The 4,615-nt window shown below is 44.7% G+C and carries 5 protein-coding genes; 2 read left to right on the top strand and 3 right to left on the bottom strand.

Annotation, left to right across the window (positions count from 1 at the left end; all coding sequences use genetic code 11):
- The 3 genes from A372_RS0100730 to A372_RS0100720 form a co-directional block, all read right to left on the bottom strand.
- The coding region (locus tag A372_RS0100730) for a phosphotransferase (protein ID WP_019418939.1) at window positions 1–641 on the bottom strand (641 nt) is incomplete at its 3' end.
- A 127-nt stretch (window positions 642–768) separates the two neighbouring features.
- On the bottom strand, window positions 769–1,191 hold the full coding sequence (locus A372_RS0100725; protein ID WP_157259376.1) for a hypothetical protein: 423 nt from the start codon (window positions 1,189–1,191) through the stop codon (window positions 769–771).
- 62 nt (window positions 1,192–1,253) lie between these two features.
- A complete protein-coding gene (locus tag A372_RS0100720; RefSeq protein WP_019418937.1) occupies window positions 1,254–1,499 on the bottom strand; it encodes a hypothetical protein in 246 nt (81 codons plus the stop codon).
- A gap of 772 nt (window positions 1,500–2,271) precedes the next feature.
- On the opposite strand from A372_RS0100720, the gene A372_RS0100715 reads away from it, so the two are divergent.
- Window positions 2,272–2,793 carry a TetR/AcrR family transcriptional regulator gene (locus tag A372_RS0100715; RefSeq protein ID WP_019418936.1) on the top strand — a complete coding sequence of 174 codons (522 nt, stop codon included), beginning with the start codon at window positions 2,272–2,274 and terminating at the stop codon, window positions 2,791–2,793.
- A gap of 105 nt (window positions 2,794–2,898) precedes the next feature.
- Window positions 2,899–4,071: a YhgE/Pip domain-containing protein gene (locus tag A372_RS0100710; RefSeq protein WP_019418935.1), complete on the top strand. Its 1,173-nt coding sequence runs from the start codon at window positions 2,899–2,901 to the stop codon at window positions 4,069–4,071.
- Window positions 4,072–4,615: the final 544 nt, after the last annotated feature.

The raw sequence follows: 4,615 nt of genomic DNA, 5'->3' as shown, positions 1-4,615 counted from the left end.
CCATCGTTGTAATCAAAATGGATCATACCGAAAGTCTCCTGGTTCCTGTCCAATCCTTCTAAGGTATTCAGGAGCTCTACCAGCTTCTCCTTAAGCAGAGATAAAGAGTCGGGTATCAGTTTATCGATATATTCGGTATTGAATTTGTCAAAAAAATGATGCCGACGATGGACAGGCATATACCCTTTCGATATTTGGTGCAGTTTCCCCAGGACTTTACCGCAATTATAATAATATTCGGTAATTGGAGCTCCTTCCCGGTACCGATAATTATTTTCTACAAGCATTTTTCCCTTAGCCTTTTCAAACAGGCAGACAAAAAAGGTGTGGTTATTGTGGGTGATCTCCTCCAGCAGATTCCCCTTCCTGGAGCTGAATACATCCGAGACACTTCCTCCATGCTCGAATAAATACCTGATATACTCAACTTCTCCCAGAAAATCTTCCCGGCTCCTGTCAGGTAAGAAAGCGATTCTGAGTATTTTGGCGTCTTCGCCCTCTTTCTCACAGGTATAAACGACATTCCGCCCTCCCTCATGTGCCGGAATCAGCTGGATTTCATAGCCTTCTAATCCGAACAACTCCGATACTGCTTTAAGTAAATAGGTATCGCCGATTGAAACAACTTCGTTATAATTCATATTTACCCCTTTTCGTACAAACCTTTATTTTTTGTTACTCTACAATAAGAACATACCTCAATAGCGTCACGTTCAATGAACTTTTTTGATCATTTTAAGTGTAATTCACTCTGATTGGCGCAAACCATCAAATATGACAATACTTTCCATCGTATGCATCCGTATCGATTTTTTCGAAAAATAATTCGCTGTCCAGAAGCTCATATCTCCCTTTGTGTTCCTGTGCAAGCCTATCGATGGCAGTATATAGCGCCTCTGCGCGCAGTTCGTCAATCTCCTCGTAATGATGGTTCCCAATATAACGAAAACCGGCGCACAAGGAAGTAGGGAAGGTGTCGCCTGTAAAGCCGTCAGGAATATCGTTCAAATCCATTACACGCATAGACGGTAGATAGTACGTCCAACTAAGCGATGGATCAGGTGCCCTCGTTAGACCGTAATAGATATTGGGTTCTACTGGATTAGGCACTTCATGCCGATTGTTCCACCAAAACTGCTTAGCAACTTCGGGTGCTTTTGTCAGCGCTTCAGCGATCTCAATTTGATGCATTCGCCCGATTAAATGAAAGGATGGAATCATGACCATATGCGGTCATGTAGGTCTGCTCATGTTCATAACCGGCATTCGATTGCAATGTCGAGGACCCGTTTCTCGGTTAGCATCAAATTCTCCAAGCTGGCGGCCAGCTTTCGAGAGCGGATATAGCTTTGTAGCGGCACGCCGAAAGCGAACTTGAAGAGTCGACGCAAATGAACAATGGAGATCGGGAGATCGGCCAGATATTCTGTCTCCCTAGTACCAGAAACATTTTCTTCTATTCGTGATACGAGCTCAGATAGAAGCTTGTATGGTTCCATAGCCCATGTCACACTCCTAGAATATTTTTGTTCCTTATAATAAGCATAATAGCAAGCTCTGTGGGTTACGCAATTAACACATGATGGAGATTTACGGTCAAATTGCGCTTAGGTTTCGCGTTCAATAGCTATAAAAGCATCCTCCACGCCTACTAGTATCCCGCCTAAGTTTATTGAAACATATCGTGTTTCCTCGCCCCCGAACGTTCGTCTTCTGTACCTATTTCGACTTACGTCCTATACATAATGTCTTTTATCAAATCTTGATGGAACAAAATTGATACTAGTGAAATCATACCATGGGATGGAAAACATTGTCGTTTCTTGCATATATAAAAAAGCCCCTAAGTCACTTTAAGGGCTAGAATATCTTATAAATTATCGAACTTACAGGCCTCAGGGCCTCTTACACGCCAGTTTTTCGCAGTTACTTATGGTACGGTTCAGCTTAACGGGGCTACGGCGAAAAATAAGAGCACCCCTGTGGGTACCCAGTCCTTAATCAAAAGATATTACCTATCTTCTTCTAAACAACTTTCTGCCGATACCGTAAAGACCACCAATGTGAGCAATTGGCGGATAAATGAGCTGGAATACCGTTGTATCGCAATAGAGCTATGTCGTCTTATGCAATGTGTGAGGGCGATCCATGAGGGGGATGAAACTACATGGATCTGCCCTTTTTGTTATATTCGCTTGACAATTCGCACGAGAAGTAATAATTTATTAATTAATAAATAACTAATTCATCCAAGTAAGGTGTTGAACCGACATGTCATCAAAAAAAGCTTCTCCATCTCGCAAGGATCAAATTATCGATGCCGCTGTCTCATCCTTTGCCGAGCATGGTTTTTACAAAACCACAACCGCCAATGTAGCCAAAGCGGCTGGCGTAACGCAGCCCTATGTGTTTCACTTTTTCAAATCCAAGGAAGAATTGTTCATTGCTGTTCTCGAACGCGCCAAGGGGAAAATTGAAGAAGCCTTCTCCAGCGTGGATGCACCCCCTGAACAGTTAGTGGAGACGATGGGACGCGCCTTCGGCAAGCTCATTGAGACGCATCGCGATGAGATGCTTGTGACGATGCAGGCATTTACGACTTCGGAGTCAGCGGTGCGCGATACGGTGCGCGATCATTTCACTTCGATTCATCAGACCATCATTCGACGCTTCGAACAAGCCGGAATTCCGAATGCCCAGTTCGCTGCCAGCATGTTCATCGGCTCCGGTCTGATTATTACGATGTCAGAAGTGCTTGAAGCGCCTAATTTATCACCGTGGCCCAAAAAATAAAATGTATGGAAGCCCTGCTACGCTGCGCCTCTACGAGGTCGCACTTTTTTCGGAATCAAATTTATTGATTAATAAATAAATTATAGGTATGAGGTGTATGTATTGATGAACAAAATGTCTGTAAAATCAGCCTATCTTCACCTGTTGAAGTCGCCGACAGTCATGATCGGCATGATAACTGCGCTTATTTTTCAAGTGCTGTTCAGCCTGATCTGGCTGACGGGATATGATCATCTAACTGACAATGTGAATCGGTTTGTCATTGCGGTTGTGAATGAGGATCAAGCGATCGGCAAGCAAGCCGTGCAAGGAATGATGGAGAAGCTGCCTTTTCAAATCAAGGAGGAAGCTAGTCTGGAACAGGCAATGACACAACTTGACGAGCGCAAGCTGCAAATGGTTGTTCATATTCCAGAGAACTTCTCTAAACAGCTAATGGATCCGACTCAAAAGGCAGTCGTTACCTACTCCGTGAACGAATCCAACCCAAGCATGATGAAAAGTGTGATGCAATCGGTCGCTAGTCAACTTACTACCTCGCTCAATGAACAAGCGGTTCGTACTGGCATGATCAATGTACTAGAGAAGGTACAAATTCCACAGCTGCAAGCTAACAGCCTATCAGAGTCGATGGCTGCGCGTGTCGTGGCCGATATGGACAACATTCATCCCATCTCTAATTTTTCATGGACGATGGTACCTATGATGCTGCTGCTTGCTTCTTTTGTCGGCTGCATGCTGTTCGCCATGGAAATGAATAAGGCCGCCAAAACCATAAAGCAGACATGCGGCCGCTGGACATTGCTTACGGCTCGCTCATTGCTCAATATTACAGCCTCACTTGTGATAACAACTGTGGGCACGGGAATGGTTACGCTGATGGGCGTTCATTCCGAGCAAGGCTTCGCCGTGATGTGGCTGTTCCAGCTTGCCTATGTCATCACGTTCTTATTTGTCGCTCAGCTGTCATTTTATATCTTTAGCGATGCAGGCGCATGGGTCAATATTGCTCTGCTGTCGATTCAATTAATCACATCTGGAGCCATGCTACCGCGCGAGCTGCTGCCAACCTTCTACCGGACGATTAGTGATTACTCTCCTGCCACCTATGCGGTCAATGGGATTATGAATCTGGTGAACGGCGGTCCGGCCATATCAAATTCAATCTATTCGCTCTTGTTCATCTTGGCGACGGTCATACTGATGACAGCTGCTATTGTGGGAGGCGTGCAACTGCTGCAGCGCAAGTCGAAAGAACCGGCTCAAATGGTTTCTTAAAAAAAGACTTGTCGTGATGCGTAAGACACAACCTGATATCGCGCAATAAAATCACAACGAAGCGCCGTCCGTCGCATATCCGAACAGATGGCATATTGAAAAGCACTTTTCTAATAAAGTTAAAGATAGAAGGAATAGTATATACCAAAAGAACATGGAAAATGACTTTAATGCAATAGAAGGAGAATTTGACAAGATACTTTATGAAATACCATATCTACGCTATAGTCTTCGCCCTTGGTTCGCAAAAAGACACAGGCAGCGAAGCAGAATCAGCTCACATCCTACAAGGCCAAGTCCTTCAAACCCGACGAGTAGTTTCTCAAGCTGCTTAACTCTCTGTACTTTTACGCCTGCAGCACACAACCTCACCACACCAGCCATTATCTATTCATTCATAAACAGCAGCAACAGGCCACCTGATCCACAATCTTACCCTCAGGTGGCCTCACCCCAATCCCGTCCTCGCGGAAGCCACTTTCCTTGCCCCGCAAGCGGGTAATTCGAAAAATTTCGCCTCATTTATGATACGGTTCAGCGCGAT

It is taken from the genome of Paenibacillus sp. OSY-SE, from assembly GCF_000283315.1.
In the GTDB taxonomy this organism is placed as follows: domain Bacteria; phylum Bacillota; class Bacilli; order Paenibacillales; family Paenibacillaceae; genus Paenibacillus_B; species Paenibacillus_B profundus.
Note: the sequence above shows the minus strand (reverse complement) of the source record. Positions and strands in the feature narration are given on the sequence as shown.